Annotated in this window: 3 protein-coding genes; all 3 read right to left on the bottom strand. The window is 67.8% G+C overall.

All coding sequences use genetic code 11. The features are described 5' to 3' along the window. Positions 1 to 748 (bottom strand): Fe-S oxidoreductase (locus ACY45C_RS14465; RefSeq protein WP_462188128.1); only part of this gene is annotated, 748 nt, incomplete at its 3' end. 229 nt (positions 749 to 977) lie between these two features. Then, complete coding sequence (locus ACY45C_RS14460; protein ID WP_462188127.1) at positions 978 to 1,895, bottom strand: SGNH/GDSL hydrolase family protein; 918 nt, start codon at positions 1,893 to 1,895, stop codon at positions 978 to 980. 182 nt (positions 1,896 to 2,077) lie between these two features. Continuing rightward, a partial coding sequence (locus tag ACY45C_RS14455) for a type III pantothenate kinase (RefSeq protein WP_462188126.1) occupies positions 2,078 to 2,486 on the bottom strand: 409 nt, incomplete at its 5' end.

The raw sequence follows: 2,486 nt of genomic DNA, 5'->3' as shown, positions 1-2,486 counted from the left end.
GGGAGAAGAAGGCGTCGGCCTCCACTCGGCCGAGGTGGGGATCGCCGGTCGCGCGCTCGGTCAGCAGGAAGGCGCGGGCGCACTGCGCGGCCACCGCCCCCCACAGCGCCGGAAGGCCGAGCCGGACCCGTCCCCGCAGCTCCTCGACGAACGGTTGGAGATGCGCGAGCACCTCCTCGACCAGGCGACTACGCAACGCGGCGACGTCCCCGACCACGTCCCCGACCACGCCGATCCGGGCATTCACCCCGTCTCCGGCGGTGGCGCCCCCCGCGATCGGGTCATCCGCCAGGACGGTCATGGCCGGCCGGTGGAACGCGGTCTGGTCGAACCAGCCGCCGTCGAGGGCGCGTAGGGACATCGTTGCCGGGGTCAGGGCCGGCACCCGGTGCAGGAGGACGAAACAGGCGATGGCCGGGGCGGCGACGTTCGCCGAGTACCAGTTCGCCAGGTAGCTCGCGGCGACCTCCGGGCTGGCGCCGTGTGCGGCGCCCACCCGGGCCAGCGCCTCGGCCACGCCTGCTGGTCCGGTCAGGAAGGCACAGTCGGCCCAGCTCGGGCCGTCCGGCATCCCGAACTGCACACCGCGCGGCTCCAGCACCTCGGCGAGGTCCCGCAGGCTTGCCTCGAACGGTGGTTCGGCGCACTGGACGGTACCCCCGGAGAGTTCCGGCGCCGTCCCCTCGGGGACTACTTCCCTGGAAGGCGCCGCCGGGGACGCCGCCGAGCCGGTGCGGCGTTCGTTCACCGACCGCTTCACTGCCGGGACCGGGAGGTGTGCCGCGGCTGGGCCGGGCGTAGCTGTGCCAGGGTGCAGGATCTCTCGCAGAGTGGCGTGAGCATGAGCATGACTTTAAGTAAGCCTAACTTCATGTCTGGCGTCAACTGGAGCCGCCATCAGTGCTATGCCCACGAGTCATCGGGCCGGCATCATGGGTGGGTCGACATCGCGCGGTTGCCGGGCTGGTCGGCCCGCGTCACCAGCTGTCCGTGGCGAGATGGCGCTGGACGGCCTCGGCGATGGCCTGCTGCCCGTGCATGGTGGGGTGCGCGCTCAGATCACGTGTCGGTCCGAACAGATTGACCGGAGCCACCCACGGGTCCGATGTGCAGATTTCGTGACCGCGTAGCGCTCGATCCGTCGAGACGAACTCCACTCCCGCATCCGACGCGGCTTTTCTGATGACCTGGTCGAGCTGTCTGTTCAGCCTCGTCAGCTGTCGACGTTCCCTGTTGGTCAGCCAGGTACAGATGTTGTTGAGCTGGTTGCCCGGAAATATGTAGGGATAGCCGACCACGATGATCCGCGAATGCGGGGCGGCGGCCTTCACCGCCGCGTAGTTGGCGCTCAGGACACCCGGAAGTTCCTTGGTGACAAGATCGCGCTCGCGGCGGTCGTTGCCATCCCAGAAGCATCTCCACGCATAACAACTGAAGATGACTTTGCCGAATCCGGCATCGTTGCCGCCGATGGTGATGGTGACGACGTCTGGGGCCCGGCCCAGTGCACGTAGCTGGGCCAGCTGGGGTTTCTCGCCCTTGAACGACTCGTGTAGGGCGCCGGTGGTGGCTCCGGAACACGCGGCGAACAGCGAGACGGTGACCCCCGATCCCATAGCGCCCAGCAGTCGTGGCCAGGCCTGGCTGCTCCGCCGGCACTGGGGGGCCAGCGAGTCGAAGGGAGGATTGCCCTCCCCCGAGGAGTAGGAGTCGCCCAGCACGGCCAGGGTACGGGGCTGCGGACCGGCCGAAGCCGGATCACCCCAACCGTACGTAATCGGAACCGCGGCGAACAGGAATGCTGCCATCGCGGTGACAAGAAAGGGATGAGTGAAGTATCCGCTGCCGGGATGTGACGATACGCCGGGCTGTGTTCCCGAGCTTCGGTCCCGCATGGCACGGAATCGTAACCGAGTCGCGGGAGGACGGTCCGTCGAACCCGGCGGCTGTCGCTCGGCAGAGTCGGTTGCCTAATCCGCTGGACCGGTCGAAGCCCCGGAGATGCGCGATCGTCGTAATTATCCTGGTCGCCGTAATGCAGCCCGAACGAGCCTGAACGAGCCCGGTCGGGATCGGATCAGATCTTCTTCTCGAAGACGAGACGCAGGCCGATGAGTGTCAGATGGGGCTCGTGGCGGTCAAGGGTCTCACTTTCCTTGATGACCACGGACGCGAGACCCCCGGTGGCGATCGTCACCGCATCCGTCCCGAGCTCGGCCCGGATGCGGCGTACCAGGCCGTCCACCTGACCGGCGACGCCGTAGATCATGCCGGACTGGAGTGCCTCGACCGTGCTCTTGCCGATGACGGAACGTGGCGCGACCAGTTCCACCTTACGGAGCTGGGCCGCCCGGGACGCGAGTGCGTCCAGCGCGATCTCGATGCCCGGTGCGAAGATTCCGCCGATGAACTCGCCGCGTGCCGAGACGATGTCCAGGTTCGTCGAGGTGCCGAAGTCGACGACGATCGCCGGCCCGCCGTAGAGG

The organism is Frankia sp. CcWB2 (genome assembly GCF_977927585.1).
Note: the sequence above shows the minus strand (reverse complement) of the source record. Positions and strands in the feature narration are given on the sequence as shown.